At 70.7% G+C, this 18876-nt stretch carries 27 protein-coding genes; 24 read left to right on the top strand and 3 right to left on the bottom strand.

Annotated features, from left to right (window positions below; translation table 11 throughout):
- The first annotated feature begins 4 nt into the window (after positions 1-4).
- Complete coding sequence (gene cydD, locus ACIBVQ_RS04860) at positions 5-1675, top strand: thiol reductant ABC exporter subunit CydD (RefSeq protein WP_362916755.1); 1671 nt, start codon at positions 5-7, stop codon at positions 1673-1675.
- Positions 1672-3360 (top strand): thiol reductant ABC exporter subunit CydC, encoded by a 1689-nt coding sequence (gene cydC, locus ACIBVQ_RS04855; protein WP_399175671.1) that lies wholly within the window; start codon positions 1672-1674, stop codon positions 3358-3360. Before cydD ends, cydC begins: the two co-directional genes overlap by 4 nt.
- A gap of 173 nt (positions 3361-3533) precedes the next feature.
- Here cydC and ACIBVQ_RS04850 read toward each other — a convergent pair whose 3' ends face one another.
- Positions 3534-4856, bottom strand: a complete 1323-nt coding sequence (locus tag ACIBVQ_RS04850; RefSeq protein WP_362916759.1) for a trypsin-like peptidase domain-containing protein — start codon at positions 4854-4856, stop codon at positions 3534-3536.
- A 289-nt stretch (positions 4857-5145) separates the two neighbouring features.
- Between ACIBVQ_RS04850 and ACIBVQ_RS04845 the strand changes: the two genes are divergently transcribed.
- The gene (locus tag ACIBVQ_RS04845; RefSeq protein ID WP_399175668.1) at positions 5146-6129 is read left to right on the top strand and encodes a tyrosine-type recombinase/integrase; all 984 of its coding nucleotides are present in this window, start codon (positions 5146-5148) and stop codon (positions 6127-6129) included.
- 135 nt (positions 6130-6264) lie between these two features.
- Here the strand turns inward: ACIBVQ_RS04845 and ACIBVQ_RS04840 are convergent, their stop codons facing one another.
- Both ACIBVQ_RS04840 and ACIBVQ_RS04835 read right to left on the bottom strand, forming a co-directional pair.
- The gene (locus tag ACIBVQ_RS04840; RefSeq protein ID WP_386189213.1) at positions 6265-6486 is read right to left on the bottom strand and encodes a hypothetical protein; all 222 of its coding nucleotides are present in this window, start codon (positions 6484-6486) and stop codon (positions 6265-6267) included.
- A 231-nt stretch (positions 6487-6717) separates the two neighbouring features.
- Entirely contained in the window at positions 6718-7143 is a 426-nt protein-coding gene (locus tag ACIBVQ_RS04835; RefSeq protein ID WP_352009310.1) for a helix-turn-helix transcriptional regulator, read from the bottom strand.
- A 164-nt stretch (positions 7144-7307) separates the two neighbouring features.
- Between ACIBVQ_RS04835 and ACIBVQ_RS04830 the strand changes: the two genes are divergently transcribed.
- The 21 genes from ACIBVQ_RS04830 to ACIBVQ_RS04730 all read left to right on the top strand — a co-directional run bounded on the left by ACIBVQ_RS04830 (position 7308) and on the right by ACIBVQ_RS04730 (position 18815).
- Positions 7308-7502 carry a helix-turn-helix domain-containing protein gene (locus tag ACIBVQ_RS04830; protein ID WP_352009309.1) on the top strand — a complete coding sequence of 65 codons (195 nt, stop codon included), beginning with the start codon at positions 7308-7310 and terminating at the stop codon, positions 7500-7502.
- Positions 7502-7783, top strand: coding sequence for a hypothetical protein (locus ACIBVQ_RS04825; protein WP_399175665.1), 282 nt, complete (start codon positions 7502-7504; stop codon positions 7781-7783). The genes ACIBVQ_RS04830 and ACIBVQ_RS04825 overlap by 1 nt, the downstream gene beginning before the upstream one ends.
- Before the next feature lie 76 nt (positions 7784-7859).
- Positions 7860-8240, top strand: a complete 381-nt coding sequence (locus ACIBVQ_RS04820; protein WP_399175664.1) for a hypothetical protein — start codon at positions 7860-7862, stop codon at positions 8238-8240.
- Positions 8237-8485 carry a hypothetical protein gene (locus ACIBVQ_RS04815; protein WP_399175662.1) on the top strand — a complete coding sequence of 83 codons (249 nt, stop codon included), beginning with the start codon at positions 8237-8239 and terminating at the stop codon, positions 8483-8485. The genes ACIBVQ_RS04820 and ACIBVQ_RS04815 overlap by 4 nt, the downstream gene beginning before the upstream one ends.
- The gene (locus ACIBVQ_RS04810; protein WP_399175660.1) at positions 8485-8895 is read left to right on the top strand and encodes a hypothetical protein; all 411 of its coding nucleotides are present in this window, start codon (positions 8485-8487) and stop codon (positions 8893-8895) included. The genes ACIBVQ_RS04815 and ACIBVQ_RS04810 overlap by 1 nt, the downstream gene beginning before the upstream one ends.
- The gene (locus tag ACIBVQ_RS04805) at positions 8892-9290 is read left to right on the top strand and encodes a hypothetical protein (protein ID WP_399175658.1); all 399 of its coding nucleotides are present in this window, start codon (positions 8892-8894) and stop codon (positions 9288-9290) included. The genes ACIBVQ_RS04810 and ACIBVQ_RS04805 overlap by 4 nt, the downstream gene beginning before the upstream one ends.
- Positions 9287-9724, top strand: a complete 438-nt coding sequence (locus ACIBVQ_RS04800) for a hypothetical protein (protein WP_399175656.1) — start codon at positions 9287-9289, stop codon at positions 9722-9724. The genes ACIBVQ_RS04805 and ACIBVQ_RS04800 overlap by 4 nt, the downstream gene beginning before the upstream one ends.
- The gene (locus ACIBVQ_RS04795; protein WP_399175654.1) at positions 9721-10155 is read left to right on the top strand and encodes a hypothetical protein; all 435 of its coding nucleotides are present in this window, start codon (positions 9721-9723) and stop codon (positions 10153-10155) included. Before ACIBVQ_RS04800 ends, ACIBVQ_RS04795 begins: the two co-directional genes overlap by 4 nt.
- On the top strand, positions 10152-10484 hold the full coding sequence (locus ACIBVQ_RS04790) for a hypothetical protein (RefSeq protein ID WP_399175652.1): 333 nt from the start codon (positions 10152-10154) through the stop codon (positions 10482-10484). Before ACIBVQ_RS04795 ends, ACIBVQ_RS04790 begins: the two co-directional genes overlap by 4 nt.
- Positions 10481-10846: a hypothetical protein gene (locus tag ACIBVQ_RS04785; RefSeq protein ID WP_399175650.1), complete on the top strand. Its 366-nt coding sequence runs from the start codon at positions 10481-10483 to the stop codon at positions 10844-10846. The genes ACIBVQ_RS04790 and ACIBVQ_RS04785 overlap by 4 nt, the downstream gene beginning before the upstream one ends.
- Positions 10843-11679, top strand: coding sequence for a DUF2303 family protein (locus ACIBVQ_RS04780; RefSeq protein WP_399175648.1), 837 nt, complete (start codon positions 10843-10845; stop codon positions 11677-11679). Before ACIBVQ_RS04785 ends, ACIBVQ_RS04780 begins: the two co-directional genes overlap by 4 nt.
- Positions 11680-11865: 186 nt before the next feature.
- On the top strand, positions 11866-12084 hold the full coding sequence (locus tag ACIBVQ_RS04775) for a hypothetical protein (protein ID WP_399175646.1): 219 nt from the start codon (positions 11866-11868) through the stop codon (positions 12082-12084).
- A 246-nt stretch (positions 12085-12330) separates the two neighbouring features.
- Positions 12331-12630 (top strand): hypothetical protein, encoded by a 300-nt coding sequence (locus ACIBVQ_RS04770; protein WP_352009295.1) that lies wholly within the window; start codon positions 12331-12333, stop codon positions 12628-12630.
- A gap of 99 nt (positions 12631-12729) precedes the next feature.
- A complete protein-coding gene (locus tag ACIBVQ_RS04765) occupies positions 12730-13308 on the top strand; it encodes a hypothetical protein (protein WP_399175644.1) in 579 nt (192 codons plus the stop codon).
- Between the two features lie 11 nt (positions 13309-13319).
- Positions 13320-13535 (top strand): hypothetical protein, encoded by a 216-nt coding sequence (locus ACIBVQ_RS04760; RefSeq protein WP_399175642.1) that lies wholly within the window; start codon positions 13320-13322, stop codon positions 13533-13535.
- The gene (locus tag ACIBVQ_RS04755) at positions 13532-14329 is read left to right on the top strand and encodes a hypothetical protein (RefSeq protein ID WP_399175640.1); all 798 of its coding nucleotides are present in this window, start codon (positions 13532-13534) and stop codon (positions 14327-14329) included. The genes ACIBVQ_RS04760 and ACIBVQ_RS04755 overlap by 4 nt, the downstream gene beginning before the upstream one ends.
- A gap of 24 nt (positions 14330-14353) precedes the next feature.
- The gene (locus ACIBVQ_RS04750; protein ID WP_352009291.1) at positions 14354-15037 is read left to right on the top strand and encodes a hypothetical protein; all 684 of its coding nucleotides are present in this window, start codon (positions 14354-14356) and stop codon (positions 15035-15037) included.
- Positions 15038-15125: 88 nt separating this feature from the next.
- A complete protein-coding gene (locus ACIBVQ_RS04745; RefSeq protein WP_352009290.1) occupies positions 15126-15278 on the top strand; it encodes a hypothetical protein in 153 nt (50 codons plus the stop codon).
- A 191-nt stretch (positions 15279-15469) separates the two neighbouring features.
- Complete coding sequence (locus ACIBVQ_RS04740) at positions 15470-16063, top strand: hypothetical protein (RefSeq protein ID WP_399175638.1); 594 nt, start codon at positions 15470-15472, stop codon at positions 16061-16063.
- A complete protein-coding gene (locus ACIBVQ_RS04735; RefSeq protein ID WP_399175636.1) occupies positions 16060-18447 on the top strand; it encodes an AAA family ATPase in 2388 nt (795 codons plus the stop codon). Before ACIBVQ_RS04740 ends, ACIBVQ_RS04735 begins: the two co-directional genes overlap by 4 nt.
- The gene (locus ACIBVQ_RS04730) at positions 18444-18815 is read left to right on the top strand and encodes a hypothetical protein (RefSeq protein WP_399175634.1); all 372 of its coding nucleotides are present in this window, start codon (positions 18444-18446) and stop codon (positions 18813-18815) included. Before ACIBVQ_RS04735 ends, ACIBVQ_RS04730 begins: the two co-directional genes overlap by 4 nt.
- Positions 18816-18876 lie beyond the last annotated feature (61 nt).

The raw sequence follows: 18876 nt of genomic DNA, 5'->3' as shown, positions 1-18876 counted from the left end.
TCACATGCACAAGGATCTCCTTCGGCTGGTCCGCGGCGAGCGGGCGGTCCGCCGCCACCTGGCGGTCTGCCTGGCCGCCGCGGTCGTGGCCGGGCTGCTCGTGCTGGTCCAGGCGGAGGTGCTGTCCGGGGTGCTCTCCGGCCGCTTCGCCCCCGCCGCGCTGACCGTGCTCGCGCTCGTCGTCGGCGCCCGCGCCCTGCTCGGCCTGGTTCAGGGGGTGGCCGCCGGACACACGAGCACCGGCGTGAAGACGGCGCTGCGCCACCGGCTGCTGTCGCGGCTGCGGGAGCTCGGCCCGGCCGGTCTCGCCTCACGCCGCTCGGGCGAGCTGGTCACGCTGGCCGGTCGCGGCCTGGACGCCCTCGACCCCTACCTGTCCGGTTACCTGCCCGCGGCCGCGGTCGCGGCCGTCGTACCGGTCGCCGTGCTGGTACGACTGTTCGCGGCCGACCTGACCAGCGCGGTGATCGTGCTCGTCACGCTGCCCCTCATCCCGCTGTTCGGCGCGCTGGTGGGGATGCGCACCAAGGAGGTCACCGAACGGCAGTGGCGGGCGCTGGCCCATCTCGGCGGGCACTTCCTCGACGTGGTCAGGGGCCTGCCCACGCTGCGCGCCTTCGGCAGGGCCCGCTACCAGGCCGAGGTGATCGGCCGGGTGGCCCAGGAGCACCGGGAGGCCACGATGCGCACCCTGCGGGTGGCCTTCCTGTCGTCGCTGGTGCTCGAACTGGCCGCGTCGCTCTCCCTGGCGCTGGTCGCCGTCCCGGTCGGGCTGCGGCTGCTGTCCGGGTCGATGGAACTGCCCACGGCGCTGCTGGTGCTGCTGCTCGCCCCGGAGGCGTACCTGCCGCTGCGCACCATGGGCAACAGGTTCCACGCCGCGATGGAGGGGGTCGCCGCCGCCGACGAGGCGTTCGCCGTCCTGGACGGCCAGGCGTCCGCCCCCGCCGTACGGGACGCCCCGGCCGGGGCGGCGGACCGGGCCGGGGGCCGCGCGCCGGAGATCCGCCTGGAGAACGTCACCGTGCGCTACCCGGGCCGGCAGGAGGCGGCGCTGGAGAACGTCTCGCTGACGATCGCACCGGGTGAGCGGGTCGCGCTGGTCGGCGAGAGCGGGGCGGGCAAGAGCACCCTGCTGCACCTGTTGCTCGGCTTCGTCGTCCCGGACAGCGGGCGCGTCCTGATCGACGGCGTGGCCCTCACCGCCGACGACGCCTGGCGGGAACGGCTGGCGTTCGTGCCGCAGCGCCCCCACCTGTTCGCCGTCTCGGTCGCCGACAACGTCCGCCTCGGCTTCCCCGGCGCCACGATCGAGGAGGTACGGCGGGCGGCCGGGGCCGCGCACGCCGACGAGTTCGTGACGGCGCTGCCCGAGGGCTACGAGACGGTGCTCGGCGAACGCGGCGCGAACCTGTCCGCCGGGCAGCGGCAGCGGGTCGCGCTCGCCCGCGCCTTCTGCCGCCCCGGCACCGACCTGCTGCTCCTCGACGAACCGACCGCGCGGCTCGACGGCCGCAGCGAGGCGGCGATCGTGGCCGCGACCGGTGAGCTGGCCGAGGGACGAACCGCGGTGATCGTGGCGCACCGGCCCGCGATGATCGACCTGGCCGACCGGGTGATCCGGCTGGCCGAGGGGCGTGTGGTCTCCGCCGAACTGATCGGAGGGTCCCGATGACGGGCGTCAAGGACATGAAGGGCCGGACGGCCCTGGCGATCTCCTCGGGCGCGGCGGCCGAACTGGCCGGACTCGGGCTGATCGGGTCCGCGGCCTGGCTGATCACCAGAGCCGCCGAGCACCCCCCGCTGGCCGCGCTGAGCGTGGCGATCGTCGGCGTCAGGGCCTTCGCGACCACCAAGGGCGTCTTCAGGTACGGCGAGCGCCTGGCCGGGCACGACGTCGCGCTGCGGGCGCAGGCGGCGACCAGGCAACGGCTCTACCGGGCGCTCATCCCGGCGGGGCCGCGTGACCGGCGGGGAGCCGACCTGCTCAGCCGGATGGTCGACGACACCGACGCGGCGCAGGACCTGCTGGTCCGCTGCCTGCTGCCTGCGGCGGCCGCTGTGGTGACCGGGGTCGCCGCGGTCGTGCTGGGGCTGTTTCTGCTGCCCGCCGCGGCGTCGGCGCTGCTGGCCGGGCTGCTGGTCGCCGGGGTGCTGATCCCGGCGGGTACGGCCGCCGCCGCCCGGCGCTGGTCGGCGCGGATCGCGCCCGCGCGGGCGGAGCTGGCGGCCCGGGTCGCCGACCTGGTCCACGGCGCGGCCGACCTGGCCGCCTACGGGGCGGGAGGGCGCGCGCTGGCCGCCTGCGCCGAGGCCGACGCCCGCCTGGGCGCGCTGGAACGCCGCCAGGCCAGGGCCAACGCGGTCGCCGCCGCCCTCGGCACGCTAACGCAGGGCCTGACCGTGCTGGCGGTCGTCTGGATCGCCGGAGGCTCGCAGGCGGGCCGGGTCGCCACGACGGTTCTCGCGCTGGTCTCGCTGGTCGCCTTCGAGCCGGTGCTGCCGATGGCCGCGGCGGCGGAGCGGCTGACCGGGGTGCTCGCCGCCCTGCGCCGGTTGCGGGAGGTCCGCGCGACCCCGCCCGCCGTCGCCGAGCCGGTGAGCCCCGCCCCCGTGCCCGAGGAGCCGCCGACCGTGGAGATCCGCGACCTCGTGGTCCGGCACGGCCCCGGTCTGCCCGTGGCGCTCGACGGCGTCAGCCTGACCCTCACCCCGGGCAGGAGGGTCGCCCTGGTCGGCCCGAGCGGCGCGGGCAAGAGCACCCTGCTTTCGGCCCTGATGCGGCTGGTGGAACCCGAGTCCGGCACGATCCTGCTGAACGGGACCGACCTCGGGAAGATGACCTCCGACGACGCCAGGCGGGTCATGACGGGACTGACCCAGGACCCCTACGTGTTCCGGACGACGCTGCGGGACAACCTGCGCCTGGCCGGGCCGGAGGCGGACCAGGACGAGCTGGCCGAGGCCGTACGGCGGGCCAGGCTCGACCGGTGGGTCGAGCGGACCGGCTGGGACACCATGCTCGGGGAGGACGGGCGGACGGTCTCCGGCGGCCAGCTCCAGCGGCTGGCGCTGGCCAGGGCGCTGCTGAACGACCCTCCTGTGCTGCTGCTGGACGAGCCCGCCGAATCACTGGACGAGGCCACCGCGGACGCGCTCATGGCCGACCTGCTCGACGCCACACGGGGCCGTACGACACTGCTGGTCACCCATCGGCTGCGCGGGCTCGAAGGGGTCGACGAGATCGTCGTGCTGGAGAACGGGGCGGTCGCGCAGCGGGGAACCCACGAGGAACTGGTCGGGACGCCCGGCTACTACCGTGACCTGTGGCGCTCCGAGGCGCTGACCGCCGGGCGCTGACCCGTGTTCCCCGGCCGGGTTCTCGTCCGGGGCACAAGGCCGCGGCCCGGATTTCCCGATCAGGAGCACAGGGGCTCCCGGGATGCCGGAAGCCGTCCGAGGCGGGCGGGCGGGAAACGGATGCGCCGCCGGGGTCCGCAGCGTCCCCGGCGGCGCATCGGCTCTGGGCGAGGCTACTGCCCGGTCTTCTCGACGAGGGTCGCGGTGGCGGTCTGGGGCTTGCCGTCGCGGAGGTAGGTGATGGTCACCTTGTCCCCCGGCTTGAGCCCCCTGATCGCGCCGACCACCGTCGCGCCGTCGTCGACCGGCGTCTCGTTGATCTTGGTGATCAGGTCGCCCTGCCTGATCCCCGCCTGGGCGGCCGGGCTGCCGTCGGTGACCTGGTTGACCAGGGCCCCGGCCACGTCACCGGTCGCGTCGGCGAGGCTGACGCCCAGGAAGGCGTGGCTGACCTTGCCGGTGTCGATGAGCTGCTTGGCGACCTGCTTGGCGGTGTTGATCGGGATGGCGAAGCCGACACCGATGTTGCCCTCGCCGCCGTTGGTGGCGATGGCGCTGTTGATGCCGACCACCTCTCCGGCCGCGTTGACCAGGGCACCGCCCGAGTTGCCGGGGTTGATCGCCGCGTCGGTCTGGATGGCCCCGCCGATGGTCGTCGTTCCGCCGCCCTGCTGTTGCTGCTGCATGCCGCCCCAGCCCGGCGGGAGCTGCTGTCGCTGCTCGCCGCCGACGGTCACCGTACGGTTCAGGGCGCTGACGATGCCCGCGGTGACCGAGCCGGACAGGCCCAGCGGACTGCCGATGGCGAGCACCGAGTCGCCCACCCTGACCTTGTCGCTGTCACCGATCGTGGCCTTGGTCAGGTTGGAGACGTTCTCCGCCCGGATGACGGCGAGGTCGGTCGCCGGGTCGGTCCCGACGACCCTGGCGGAGGCGGTCTTGCCGTCGCTGAACTTGACGGTCATCGAGCCGTTCGTCCCCACCTGGCCGCCCAGCGTGACCACGTGGTTGTTGGTCAGGATGAGGCCGTCGGCCGAGAGCAGCACGCCCGATCCGTCGCCGCTGCCGTTGGCGCTCTTGACCTCGATGGAGACCACCGAGGGCTGGACCGCCTTGGCCACGTCGGCGACCGTGGCGAAGCTGCCGACCTGGCGCACCTCGGCCGAGGGGGAGACGGACGAGGCCGTGACCGTGCCGGCCCCGGCGATCGAGGTCGCGATGAAGGCCCCCGCGACTCCACCTCCCACGGCCATCGCGGCCAGCGCCAGACCGGCCCCCAGCTTCTGCCTGCCGGTGAGCGACCCCCGCTGGGCGGGGATCCGCAGGGACTCCGCCGCGTCCGGAACCGGGTGGATCAGCGTCGGCTGCGGCCCGGTGTCCCGGCCCTCCGAGTAACCTCCGACACGCGGCGGCACCTTGCCGAACTGGCTCCATCCTTCGTTCTCGTGGGTCGCCTCGGCCGGGGTGCTTTCCTGCTCATTCTTGTTCGGGTCCATGTCTTCCCCCACGTCCTGCATCCGCTCGTGGACTGTCGGAGCGGCGACCGGCGGTTCCGGTACACCAGAACAATGCCTGACAGGACGTAAGCGCAGGTTAAGAGGATGATCGGAGCCCCTTCCCTTCTCTCACGTCCCCTTTATCCGCCGTGCTCAGAGGCCCTGTCGCTCCTCCAGGAGGGACAGAAATCACTCGCGGATCGGCCGCGTATAGGTGACTAACCGAATAATCACTCCCCCAAGGCTTAACCCCTTTTTGCTGTCTTTCGCTCTGGCGAGGAGGCCCCCGATGACCGAGAACGTGATCGAATTCGACCCGAACCGACGCCCTCGCCGATCGCGGCGCACCACCGCGCCAGCCCCCGTCGGGACGGATCTGGAAGGGTTGATCGACTCCTGGAAGCGCGCCCTGGAAGCTGGCAACAAGGCCCCGTACACGATCTACCTGTACACGCGGTCAGTTCGTGCGTTCTACGCCTACCTCCGCGCGAACGGCCACCCTCACGACGCTGAGGGGGTGACCGCTGACCATGTGCGTGACTTCCTGGCCTCAGAGCAGGCCCGGACTAGCGTCCACACCAGCTCGGCCCACCACTCCTACCTCGGGGTGTTCTTCAACTGGCTCATCTCCGAGGAAGAGCGCAGCACCTTCTCACCTGTGCTGCGTGCGGATCGGCCGCATGTACCGAAGAAGGCCCGCAAGTACCTGACGGACGCGGAAATCTCCGCGTTGCTGACCGCGTGCAAGGGCGCCGGGTTCGCGGAGCGCCGCGACACAGCCATGATCATGATCCTGATCGACAACGGCGTGCGTGCGAGCGGGCTCGCGGGGATCCAGCTCGAAAACGTGGACCTCCGGCAGCGGCGAATCATGATCGTGCTGAAGGGCGGCGACGAGCACTGGATCCCGATCGGCGCCAAGACGGTGGTGGCTCTGGATCGGTATCTCAGGGTCCGGGCCAAGCACGGGTGGGCGTCATCCCCCAACCTCTGGTTGGGGGTGCGCAGCAAGACGATGGGGAAGATGACGCGCGCCGGTGTGGCTCTGATGTTGAGCCGCCGCGGCGAGGCGGCCGGGGTGGAGAACGTGCACCCGCATCGTTTCCGGGGGACGGCGGCGCATCTTCTGCTGAAGGAGGGGATGGACCCGGACTCTGTGCGGCGCGTCCTTGGCTGGAAGTCGTACGCGCAGATGTGGCATTACACCGAGGAGCACGCGAACGATCGGGCGCGGGCGATGCACACGAAGTTCGCGCCTGGCGATCGGTTCTGAGGGGTTCCGCGGGGTCCTGGCCTGCCTGGGCAGCGTCACAGGGGGCTGGGGTCCGGCGGGGTGGCCGCGCTCACAGGTGATGCTGTGAGCGTGGCTGGCGGGGGCGCGGTGTCGGTCGCGCGGGCGCCGCCGGGGTCAAGCGGCGTTGCGTTCGCCGTCCTCGTATCCGTCGCGGTAGCCGACTCGGTACTGCAGACGCGGATGGCGCAGGATCCAGGCGAGGGTGATGGTGGCGCTGGCAGCGAGCAGCAGGTGATGGAGAGAGATCGGCAGGGAGTGGCCGGGTATGAGGGCGTCCAGCGCCACGTAGGCGACGCTGAGGGCCCATAGGGCGATGGTGACCAGTGCGAGGAGCATGGAGCCTCCTGAGGGGGACTGCTGACAGCACATGGCCGGGCGGCGTTAGGGCCTGCACGACGCTGTGCTTACGGCAGTCCTATATAACACTGCACCAGAAGAAAAATCCGCCTCCTGAGTGACAAAAATCCCTGCCCAAGTGGCAGTTTTTCCCGTCTCCCCTGGTCACGCTAGGAATAGCGCATCGAAAATTTTTTCGATGATCGCCCGTTTCGGGCGGCGCATTCATGGTCAGCCGAGCTCGTCACGCAGGATCTTCTCGATTCGGGAGAGGCCCCGTTCATAGTCCTCCCGGGCCCGCTCGTAGCGCTCCCGCTCCTCTTCCCGCCACTTCTCCAGCTCCCGCCGACGCTCCTCAGGCAGGCGGGCGAGCAGTTCGTCGAGGGTGTCGTCGGTTGCGGTCTCCCCCACGGCGGCCGCCTCCGGGTCGAGACCCGCCAGGGCGAAAGCCTCGTCACGCGGGATGCCCAGGGTGTCGGCGAGCGCGACCACTGTGGCCGGCCGAGGACGTCGGCGCTGGGTCGCCAGGTTGTTGATCGTGCTTCGGGCTACGCCCGAACGGCGATGTAGGTCTGTGGCTGTCCACGCGCGTCCGATGCGCTCCGCCTCGACCCTTCTCCAGAAGGGCAGACCTGGCGGTCCCGTTTCATGCTCCATGGAGTGAGTTGTAGCACGGTGGAGCGTATAGAGCATCAGATCATGACGTAAATCACGGGAAACTCTTGACTCGGCGTGTAGCGATATGCCTTGAGATGTAGCGTCTTGAATCGAGATGTAGCATCTTGTAGCGTTCTAGTACGAGATAGAGGAAGGAGGCCGCGATGGACGAGCCCATGCTGACCGTGGCTGAGGCTGCCGCCCGGATACGGGTCAGCCAGTGGACGATCCGCCGGGCCATCAATTCCGGTGAGCTGCGTGCGACGAAGACCTCGACGAAGGGCCGGTGGCGGATCTACGGATCCTCGTTCGAGGCGTACATGGCGCCGACGCCGACCGAGACCACGGCGGACGTCTGATGGCCACCCCCGAACAGCGCAGCCGCGCCGCCCGAATCGCCGCACATGTGCAGTGGGCGCGCACTCCTCACCGGGGTGAGCGGACGGAGGCGGCCCGCCGGGCGTCGCCGGTGTCGATCGACTACTGGATCGCCCGCATCACCGCTGAGGGCAAGGTCCGGAAGCGGGACATCCCGAAGGCCGCAGAGAACGCGCACAAGGCGTACATGACGCAGATGTCGCTGAAGGCGAGCACTGCACGCAGTAAGGCCGCCGAGCGCAGCGTGCGCCGGTCGGCGTAACCGGGCGGCCCGGGCCGGGCCAACGGCCGGGCGCCCGTAGACCCAACCCCCAACAGCGAAGAGAAGAGGTCAGGCCATGCCTGAACACTACAAGCTCGGCGAGCGCGTCCGCGTCATCGTCGAAGGCCTCATCACGCACATCGCACCCGCGTGCGACGCGTTCCCCGAGGAGCTCACGGTCGATCTGGAGCACTCGGCGGGCCCGTACGGGGTGACCGTCCCGCTCGACACGGTCACCATCGAGCGCCTGGTCCCGGCCGACGGCGTCCCCCAGCCCGGGGAAATCTGGCGAGACCGGCACGGCACCGACTGGTTCGCGCACCAGGGCTATCCCCCGGTTGCTCTGCGGGCTACCACCGGTCAGTTGGCTCCTTGGCCGACCATCGACAGGGAGCGCGGCCCGTTGACGAAGGTCTACCCGGCGCCCGTCATCGTGCTCGACGGCGGTGCGGCATGAAGTTCGGCGACCTCACCCCCGGAACCCTCGCCCGGATCCCGGCCCCGCCGGACACCCTCACCCCCGACAGCGTCCTGCCGCCCGCGGTGCAGATCCTGACCTACCCCACCCCCTGCCGCCGCCGCGGCTGCCGGGCGGTGGAGGTGATGGCGCGGCTGCAGGACGGCGGCCGCCCCCGCCTGTACCACCGGCTCCCCACCCGGCCGGTCGTCCTCATCACCATCGCGCAGACCGAGGAGGTCTGATGTTCTCTCCGCACACCATCACCCGCATGACCGAGCAGCTCCGCCAGCTGCAGGACAACGTGACCGCCGCTGAGCAGAAGCTGGAGGAGGCGCGCGCTGCAGTGTCCGAGTGGTCGGAGCTGCTCGCGCTCGCCGAGCAGCGCCCGGCGCTGCTCCCGCCTTCGGTTGACCGATGGAAGGAGGCGTTACATGGGGGTACCACTCCCCCGGACGACCAGCTCGTCGCACCCCAGCAGCCGCAGCGTGGTCCCGGCTGGTGCGCGTGCGGCCTCCCCGGGCTGCCCGGCATGCGGCACGCCGACGCCGAGTGCGTCCCGCTCGCCCCGCGGCTGCCCGCGACCACGGTTCTCCCTGTTGGCCGGGCGCCGTTCGAGCCGTACGTCCCGTCGGCCGACCGGGAGCAGGCGTGACCGCCGCCCTCCCCTGCATCATGCTCGCGCTGGCCGCCGCCCTCCTCGGGGTGGCGGCGGCCCGCCGCGGCCGCTGGCTCCACGCCACCTGCTGCGGCGTCGCCGCCCTCATCGCCGTCTACGTCGTCCTGCTCGTCGGCCTGCCGGTCGAACTGATCCCGCTCGCCGCCGTGGCCGTCCCCGGCCGGTTCCCGGTCGAGTGGCGGGAGGACAACCCGCTGGGTCTGTACGACCGCTACACGTGCGTCTACTTCCGGCCCGAGGACAACCCGGGCCCGGATGAGCCGACGCCGATCCCTGACCCGCCCAACCAGCTGACGTTGTGCCCGCGGGAGCCGTACGAGCGGCCTGGCCGGATGTTCGTCGACACCAAGCCCGTCGAGGTGAAGGCGTGACCGCCCGCCACCTGCCCGCCGCCGACCTCACCCTGGGGTTGGTGGCGGGCGCCCGCACCTGGACCATCACCCTCCCCGCAGGCACTCCGTTGTTGAACGCCAACAACCGCCTGCACCACGCCCCGAAGGCGCGTCTCACCGCGGCGATCCGGGCGGCCGGGAAGCAAGCCACCGAGGCCGCGGGGGTACCCCCGCTCGCCCGAGCGCACGTGTTCGGCATCCTCCACCCGGCCACCCGGGGCCGCCGCGACCCGGCGAACTGGTACCCCAGCTTCAAGGCGTTCATCGACGGCCTGGTCGACGCCGGGGTCCTGCCGGACGACGACGACACGCACCTCGTCGGCCCGGACATGCGGCTCGGGCCCGTCATGAAAGGCGGCCAGCTGCAGCTGCTCGTCATCGAGCTGCCTGCCCCCGAGGCGGTGGACCAGTGATCCCCCTCATCGCCGAACTCGTCGCCCTACGCCGTACAGCACAGATCCAAGGCCAGGAGCTCGCACACACCCTCGGGTTGGGGGCGAGTGCTGGTCCGTCGATGGTCAGCCGGTGGGAGTCCGGGCAGGCGATTCCTGTCGTCGGCCACGTCATCGGGTACGCGCACGCCGTCGGCCACCAGCTCGTCGTCGTGCATGACGGCGAACCGGTCGGCGCCCTCGACGAGGTGCTGCCCGACATGGCCGGGCTGCGTACGGCGGCTGGTCTGACGCGGGCTGCCGTGGCTGAGTGCCTGTGGATCACCGTCACCTCAGTCGGCCATCTGGAGCGTACGGCCGGGCCGCGCACTCAGCTCACCGCTCTCCTGCGGTACCTCGGCGCGCTCGGCTGCACGCTCACGCTGGCGCCATTTGAGGTGGTGGAACGGTGAGACGCCGACGCATCATCACCTGCGCCTGCTGCGATCAGCAGGGCTTCTCGAAGGGCCGGGGTCTGATCCGGGCGTGCTACCAGCGCCACTGGAGCGGGGGTTCCCTCGACCAGTTCCCCTTGCGTGGCCCGGTGCCGGTCTGGGCCGGTGAGGCTGCCCGGGCGGCGCGGGCGGCGCGGCTGGAGGACTACGGCGACCTACGCCGCCTGGGTCTGTCGCAGTGGGAGGCCGCGATCCAGATCGGTGTCTGCCGACGTACGGCGGAGCGGTACGACGCCGCCCTCCGAACCCAATCCGAATCCGAATCCCCCGAGAGGAAATCAGCGTGACAACCGACTCCGGTCAGGTCAGGCCGTTCGCCGACGTCCTGCGTGACATCCGTAACGGCCAGGTCTCCGACGAGGCCGCGGCCGCGATGCAGCAGCTCGTCGCCGCGGTCCGCGAGCACGGCAAGAAGGGCGCCATGACCCTCACTCTCACCGTGGAGCCGATGAAGGGCAACGAGGCGGCGCTCATGGTGGTCGGCGAGGTCACGGTGAAAGCCCCCAAGGCGCCTCCGCGGGCGGCCGTCTTCTTCGCCGACACCGACCACAACTTGGTCCGTGACGACCCCCGCCAGATCGCCCTGCCCGGCCTGCGTGAGGTCGGCCGGGCCGTCAACCACGACAACGTCAAGGAGATCAACAAGTGAGTGACTGGGCCCCCCGAACCGAGAACGACGCCCTGATTCAGGCCCTCAACGGCGCCCAGGCGCCCGACGAGCTGGAGCCCGGAGCCATCTACGGGTACAAGCTGAACGACCACGTGCACGTGGTCGACCTGCTCGACCGCGACCGGGAGAGCCCGCAGCGCAAGACCGGGACCGTCACGGTCGAGGACATCACCTCGTTCCTGCACTACTTCGGTAAGCACGCCGACGAATCCTCCGAGGTGTACGTCGACGTCGCCGCCAAGCGGATCACGGCCGTCATCAACGCGCACACCGCCATCGACCCGAGGTGGGGTGACCACCGGGTCGTCCTGCAGCTGCGCACCACGAAGGCGTGGCAGGAGTGGGTCGGCCAGGACCGCAAGGTCATGTCGCAGCAGGCGTTCGCGGAGTTCGTCGAGGACCACCTCGGTGACATCCGGGAGCCGTCCGCGGCCGACATGCTGGAGATCGCCCAGACGTTCCAGGCCAAGACGAAGGTGAACTTCTCGTCGGCGACGCCGCTCGCGTCCGGTGACCGGCGCCTGGTGTTCGAGGAGACGACCGACGCGTCCGCCGGGGCGAAGGGTCAGCTGCAGGTGCCGGCCACGTTCAAGATCGCGGTGAAGTGTCTCGAGCTGCCCGTGGCTGAGGGCGAGGACCCGACGACGTACGGGATCAGCGCGCGGTTCCGGTACCGGATCCCGGGCGGCGCGTTGCAGGTGGTCTACCTGCTGGACGACACGGATGCGGTGCTGCGTGACGCGGTGCTCGCGGTGGTCGGCCAGATCGAGGAGGCGCTCGGCGTCGTCGTGATGCGGGGCACGCCCGCGTGATGAGCACCACCAGCACCCTGCCCCCCACCGGCCTGCTCGGTGGGGGGCTTCCTCCTGCTCTACCCAGAGACGCGCAAATCACCGTCGCGACTCGCGTCGGCACCCAGGTCACGACGACCACGTGGCCGGTGTGCGTCGGCGTCGCGGACTTCATCACACGCTTGCTTGGAAAACCTGGAGACCCTGATGATTCGTGACTGGTTCCGCAGCCGGGCCGCCCTGATCCGCCGCCTCGACGCGGCCGACCGCCTCCTGGAGGAGGCGCGAGAGGAGGCTGCCAAGGAGGCCTCCGCCTCGGGTGTGCATCGGAAGACAGTCCTGAGGCAGAAGGACACGATCCGCACCCTGGAGTCGCGGCTCGACCTCTTGCAGCGGGCGAACATGGCACGCGACCGTGTCCGGTAGGTGTTGGCCGTTCACGCACCGGTGGGTATCGGTCCCGATCGTGGCCGGTGGCCGGCCAGTGCAGCAGCGGTGCGCACGGTGCGGCAAGACGAGGGTCCGCGTCCGGTAGTGCCCGTTTTCGCGCGCCCATCCGTGTAGCAGGATGTAGCAAGTTGTAGCGTCTTGAATCGTCTTGGAGCGTGATGTAGCGTGTTTCCTGCAGGCGCCGATCAGCGCCTCCCTTCCCCCGGATCCCAGGAGCCCGCCATGCTCGCGCAGCGTCTCACCGTCCCCCAGCTGCTCGCCTCCGCGCCTGTCAGTCGGTACGCCGCCGAGCTGACGGGATGCGCCGAGTACGGCGTCAAGGGCATCTTCCGCGACGGCGACGGAGTGCTGGAAGTGCGGGTCTACACCGCCCCCACCGGCGCCACCCCCTGGCGTCGTGAGCAGGCCGTCCAGCAGGTGGAGACGGCGCTCCAGCACCAGCGGGCCCGGGGCCTGCTCGACGACGCGCAGCTCGTCACCCGGGTGCAGGGCGGCCCGTGGCGGCCCGCGATCGCTATGTGACCCCACCTTTGGCACGGGGGGTTTCCGGGGAGCACGAGACCCCGCCCCGCAGACCCCCGCCCCTCCCCCTTCTTCAGCGAACCCAGGAGCCCAGAAGCAATGACCACCACGACCAGCGGGTTGGAGTACGCGGCCCGCTACACCCACACCTACCGGGACGGCCGCACGGTCACCATCACCAGCATCCACCACGAGACCCCCGGCGACCAGGCGTGGGCGCTTGAGCGGGTCGCCGAGATGGTGCGCGCGCAGCGGGCGCTCGGCCGCCCCGTGGACGCGCACCTGGTGATGCGGCGCGCGGCGACCGACTGGAAGCCCGCGCAGGCCGCGCCGATCAGCATCGCGAACCTCACGACGGGGCAGCGCGACGGGTGGGCGTGCGTCACCTGCGGAAAGCAGCGTGTCGTCGAGGAGCCGATGGTGTCCGCCGGGCAGGTCCCGGCCGTGGACGGCGTGGGTTCGTGGACGGTGTTCCGGTGTGTGAACTGTCCGCCGCGCGAGATCATCGGCGCGATCCCCACCCCGACGACTGTCGACCCGGCCGACGTGCCGGTCGAGCTCGTCGAGGTGGTCCTCCGGCAGCGCGGCCTGGCCGGTCTGTTCGCCGACACGGGGAAGATCCGCGCCGAGCTCGCTGAGATCCTGACCGTCGCCCACCGTACGGCCGGTGTGCTGTGACCACCCCTGACATGATCACCTTGACGGAGATGCGGCCGGACGGCTCCAGCCTCGTCCAGACATGGCTGATCTCCTCCGCCGACAGGGCTTTCCTCTCCCGCACCTTGAGGAAGATCATCGGTGACCCGTCCGCCGAGACGATCGCCACGGCCGCCGCAGTCCAGACGATCAGCGAGATGACCCAGACTTCCCCGGGCATCATCACCGACTTCCGGGACCCGGCGTGAGCATCCCGCCACGCGTTCAGGCGCTCGCCAACGAGCTCGACGGCCTCATCGAAGGCGCCATCAACAACCAACCGCGCACCCTGCAGACCCGCATCGGCCCGTCTGAGCTCGGCATCCCCTGCGACCTGCGTATCGGCTACAAGCTCGCCGGGCACCCGGCCGTCAACACAAACCAGCCGTTGAGCTGGAAAGCGTGGATCGGTACGAACGTCCACAACGGTCTGCAGGAGCTGCTGGAGCGCGCGAACTGGGCGTTGCCGAACTGGCACATCGACGGCCAGTCCCGGTACGCGCTGGAGGAACGCGTCACCGTCGGCCAGATCAACGGCGACGACATCTCCGGCAACTCGGATCTGTACCTCGACGGGGTCGTGTGGGACTGGAAGGTGCCGGGCGGCAACACCCTCCGCGAGTACAAGAAGCACGGCCCCGGCGAGCAATACCGCGTCCAAGCGCACACGTACGGCCTCGGCTGGGAGCGTCTCGGCTTCCCCGTGACCGACGTCGCCATCTACTTCCTGCCCCGCGACCAGGAGTGGAAGCAGCGCTACCTGTGGTCGGAGCCGTACAACCGGGCCGTCGCCGAGGCGTCCCTGTCGCGGGCGGACGGCATCGCGAAGCTCGTGACCGCGCTCGGCCAGGCCGCTTTCCCTCTGCTTCGGCGCCGCGAGTCGTGGTGCCGGTCCTGCCCCTGGTTCCGGCCGGGGGCCACTGATCTCGCCACCGGTTGCGGTGGTGACCCCGACGCCCTCACCGAGGCCGCGTCGGAACTGTCTGACCTCATCGCCCAGTAGCAACGAATCCAAGGAGCACAGATCATGACGACCCCGTTCACGATGGACGCCAACGCCTTCCTCATGGGCGGCGGCATCCCGTCCGCGCAGTTCCCGACCATCGGCACCACCGTCAGCGGCCCGATCACCACCCCTCCGACCGTTGAGCAGCAGAAGGACCTCGACAGCGGCGAGCCGAAGTTCTGGTCGGACGGCAAGCCGATGATGCAGATGGTCGTCACCGTTCAGACGTCCCTGCGTGACCCGCAGATCGTCGACGACGACGGCCAGCGGAAGTTCTACATCAAGGCCAAGCTCCTCGACGCGGTGCGTACCGCTGTCCGTCAGGCGGGCGCCCGGGGCCTGGAGGTCGGGGGTGTTCTGTCCATCACCTACGTCGCTGACGGTGAGGTGAAGAAGCGCGGCCACAACGCGCCGAAGATCTACACCGCCGCCTACGCGGCGCCGTCGGCTGTTCAGGCGAACGAGTTCCTTCAGGGTGCCCCGCAGGCCCCGGCGACCGCGCCGGGACCGATCGCACAGATGCCTCAGCAGGTCGCGCAGCGCGCCGAGGCTATCTACCAGGCCGCGCAGACGACTCTGGCCGCCCAGCCCGCGCCCGCCCCGGCAGCCGCCGCGTGGACGCCGCCGCCCGGGACGAGCCCCGAGCAGGCCGCCGCGCTGGCCGCGCTCACCCCCGAGCAGCGGGCCACGCTCGGCTTCGCCTGACCCTCCTGAACTCCGGTGCCCGCTCCCGTGGCGCGCGAGGCCGCGGGGGCGGGCACCGGCCCCTCCCTTTACAAAGAAAGGTTCCACCGTGAGCAACGTCCCTGAGTGGGTGGCTGGCCTGACTCCTGAGGAGCTCGTCGCGGTCCACGCCGAGGAGGAACGCGACGAGTGGGCGGAACGCGGCGAGGACATCGAGGTCGACGACTTCAACGACGACTACTACGACCTGCACGCTTCCTGACCCTCTTGATCAGCCCCCGTGCGCCGAAAGGGGAAGCGGCGCACGGGGGCTCCCCCCTTTCCTCCCCTGCCCGACCAGCAGACACCCAGGGTGCGAGTCCCTGGGGCGGGCGCTCAGCACCACCCGCACGACCGAGAGGGGCCCACCATGCGCACCACCCACAGGACACCTCTCCACGGCGAGGCGGCCGCGTGAGCGTCCCCCTCGAACCTCCCCTCACCCGCAGCGCCGTCGTCGGGCACGCCATCAACTGGGGGAAGCCGCTCACCACCGGCCCCCGCTACGTCCGCACCCCCGGAATGAGCCGCTGGCACCGGCCCCGCCACGGAGTCCGCTACCCGCGCGGCGTCTCCTACGGGCTGTGGTGCGGGCAGGCCGCCCGCGACGACGGGCGCCTCCTCACCGCCGACCAGCCCCCGGCCGGGGACGCGGTGTGCGGCACCTGCGAAGGGCGGGCGATCGGCGCCGGACAAGACGTGCAGCCCGACGGGCGGCCACCCCTCCTGTTCTCCCCGGCCCGGCTGGTGCCGCCGAAGAAGTGCCCCGGGTCCCGCACCGTGTGGTGTGAGGAACTCGCCTGGAACGTCGGCCGGTGCCTGGCGTGCGGAACCGTCTGCCCTATGCGGTCCTCCGGCGGCCCGTACAACCCCCGGTGGGGGCTCACCACCCACCCGCCCGGCCCCGACCTGATCCCGGGGTGTCCTTTCCACGCGTGGCGTGAGCTGGGTGTACAGGACGGCCGAGTGTCATGCCGGTGCACGCACAACCTCGGAGGCCAGGCGTGACCCTCTCCATCCCCCTCATCACGCCCGACCACGACACCATCAAGGCCGCCCTCGCCTACGCGGCCGCCGGATGGTACGTGCTGCCCGTCAACCGGGCCACGAAGCACGCCGGGTCAGTGCTCGGCAAGGGCTGGCCGTCGAAGTCCAGCCGAGACCCGCAGACCATCGCCGTCTGGTTCGCCGGAACCGACCACGCTCTCGCCCTCCACGTCGGCCGGTCCGGCGCAATCGCGTTCGACGTCGACCGGCCCGACGCCCTACCGCCGCTCCTCCGGGCCGCGCTCCTCACCGCCCCCGGGCCGTTCCAGTCGACTCGGGAGCATGACGCCGAGCGTGGCCACTACCTGTACGCCGCCCCAGACGGCCGCACCCTCGGCAACTCCACCGGCGGCCTCGGCAAGGCGTGGGGTGAGGTGCGCGGCAAGAACGGCATCATCGTCGTCTCCCCCAGCATCCACGAGAAGGCCGACCAGGGCGGCCGGTACGAATGGGTCCGCACCGGGGCGCTGCCCGAGCTGCCGCCTGCGTTGGCCGGCGAACTGCCCGACGCGGGCGACAGCAACGACGCGGCGACCGACCGTGAGGTGAAGGCGTTCCTCGACCGGCACACCGCCGGTACGCGGCCGGAGTTGCTCGCTGGGCTGACCACCCAGTTCCAGAGCGCGCTCGCGACCGGCGAGTCCCGGCACGGGATCGCGCTCCGAGCGGCGGCCGGGGCGATGCGGGAAGCCGCGGCCGGTCTGTACCCGGCGTTGGACGCGGCCGCCGCCCTGTCCGGGGTGTTCATCACGGCGATGGCCACCTCAAGGGACGGGACCGAACGGATCCTCACCGCCCGTCAGGCGCAGACGGAGTTCCTCGGCGTCCTGTCGTGGGCGGTCGCCCAGGTAGCTGTCGCGGACCTGGCCGCAGTGCGGGCCGACGTCGACGAGCGTCTCCCCCACGATGACGACTTCTCCGACCTGATCGCGCCGACCGGGCCGGGTGCTCAGGGTCCGCCCCCTTTCGCGACGGACGGCGCCCTCGCCACCGTCCACCAGCTCCACCCCACGCCTGACCCGACACCCCCAGCCGCGGCCGTCGACGGCGCGGAGGAGCTCGACCTGGAGGCGCTCGCCTACGAACGTGAGGTCACCCACGAGCTCCGCAAGATCCGGGTGCGTGAGGAGGCGGCCCGGAGGGCGAAGAAGGCGCGCGCCGGGAACGTCGTCCCGCCTGACATCACCCTGCTGTCGGACTTCCTCGCCGTCGAAGACGAACCAGTGCGGTACCGCGTCGACGGGCTGTGGCCGGTCGGCGGACGGGTCATGCTGGCCGCCCAGTTCAAGGCCGGGAAGACGACCACGGTCGGGAACCTCGTGCGGGCGCTGGCCGACGGGGTGCCGTTCCTCGGCAAGTTCGACGTCACCCCACCGTCCGGGCGGATCGTCATCATCGACAACGAGCTCGACGCGCGGATGCTCCGCTCCTGGCTCCGCGACCAAGGCATCACCCGGACCGACGCCGTCGGCATCCTCCCCCTGCGCGGCCGCCTGTCGTCCTTCGACATCCTCGACCCGCAGACCCGCACCGAGTGGGCTGACCGGCTGCGTGCCCTCGGCGCGACCGTGGTGGTGCTGGACTGTCTCGCTCCTGTGCTCGACGCCCTGGGCCTGTCCGAGGACAAGGAAGCGGGCCGTCTCCTCGTCGCGATCGACGAACTTCTGAAAGAAGCAGGAGTCGAAGAAGCGATCGTGATTCACCACATGGGCCATTCCGGTGAGCGGTCCCGGGGTGCTTCCAGGCTCCGCGACTGGCCCGATGTGGAATGGCGACTCGTCCGGGAAAAGGACGACTCCGGAGAAACGAATCCCGCCGCGCCACGCTATTTCTCAGCGTACGGGCGAGACGTCGATGTGCCCGAGTCGCTTCTTTCTTTCAACCCTGCGCAGCGGCGCCTGGAGCTCGCTGGAGGGTCCCGTAAGGACGCGAAGACCGAGTCGGCCGCGGGCGCCATCGTTGAGTGGCTCACCCTCTCTCCGCACGCGTCAGGGCGTGCGATCGAGGAGGCGTTGGCCGACGAGCACCCTCAGAAGGCGATCCGTGACGCCCTCAAGTCGCTCGTCCGGGCGGGGAAGGTGGTCGTGGTGGACGGGCCGAGGAGGGCGAAACTGCACTCTGTCTCTTCCGAGTGCGTCAGTGCGTCAAGTGCGTCACTAGTGCGTCAACGCACTAGTAGTGAGTGCGTCAGTGCGTCTATAGGAGACGCACTGCACTCACTACACGCGGACCCACGCGACCCCTCGGATCTCATAACGCACTCCCAGCCGTCCGAAGTGATCGTCGACGGTCTCCGCATCGACCCCACCACCGGCGAGATCCTCAACCCCGAGGACGCCCCGTGATCCCCCCCTGGCTCCTCGCCTGCTCCAGCGGGCAGCTGCGCACCGCGGGCATCACCCAGTGCCCCCACTGCCGGGTCCCGGTCCTCCGAGGCCTCGACGCCGAAAAATGTGCACTCCCCGTCCGGGCCGATATCAACCCGATCGACGAAATGGGGGAAGCGGTCGCGCTTCTCCAAGGCCGCGCGACTTACGATCTTGTCGGCAACGCGCAGAAAAAGGAGCTCGAGCACCGCTATGAGTGGCACATAAGGAATCCCCGCCGATATCCGGTACTCGCCGCACATAAATGCGGCTCACCCCTGCCCGCTATTCCTGCCCGCGCGCCTGAAATCCTCACGGAGGCCGAAAGCAATGACGCCCCCTTCTGAACCCCCACCACCCCGACGGTCGTAGGACGCGACGTTAACCACCGCCGCCCGCCACCATCGC

The sequence above is a fragment of the Streptosporangium sp. NPDC049376 genome (assembly GCF_044466505.1).
Classification (GTDB): Bacteria; Actinomycetota; Actinomycetes; order Streptosporangiales; family Streptosporangiaceae; genus Streptosporangium.
Note: the sequence above shows the minus strand (reverse complement) of the source record. Positions and strands in the feature narration are given on the sequence as shown.